Source organism: Oceanospirillum linum (assembly GCF_001995095.2).
Classification (GTDB): domain Bacteria; phylum Pseudomonadota; class Gammaproteobacteria; order Pseudomonadales; family Halomonadaceae; genus Oceanospirillum; species Oceanospirillum linum.
The window spans coordinates 1-422 of record NZ_MTSD02000147.1 but is presented as its reverse complement, the minus strand read 5'-3'; the positions used below and the strand labels follow the sequence as shown (position 1 = coordinate 422).

At 43.8% G+C, this 422-nt stretch carries 1 protein-coding gene; it reads left to right on the top strand.

Annotated elements, in window-relative coordinates; translation table 11 throughout:
• Positions 1–196 precede the first annotated feature (196 nt).
• Positions 197–422 (top strand): type I restriction-modification system subunit M N-terminal domain-containing protein (locus BTA35_RS18825; protein ID WP_338013023.1); only part of this gene is annotated, 226 nt, incomplete at its 3' end.

Below are 422 nucleotides of genomic sequence, written 5' to 3'. Positions count from 1 at the left end.
GGATAAGGCCGTCGACTTGCTTCATGATTGCATCAATGCTCATTTGCGTGTAGGTCTATAAAATCTTGTAACACACCAGTCGTTATCTTGAAGCGTTTCTATAATGTTGTCTTTAACAGTATTGACTTGATTCACGATACTTTGAACTCTATATTTGCGGCCAACATACCCGCCAAGCCTATGGTTGCTTGCAACTATGCTCAAATCGTGCGGGTTTTTTATGCCCGTCATCTGTAGAAGCCGTTTCAGCAAGACCTATTTTGGCAGGACACCTAACGAGAAATTTATGACCCACAACGACATCGTACAAAAACTCTGGAACCTATGTGACGTACTGCGTGACGACGGCATTAACTACAGCGACTACGTCACCGAGTTGGTACTGCTGCTGTTTATCAAAATGGTGCATGAGAACACCGAAG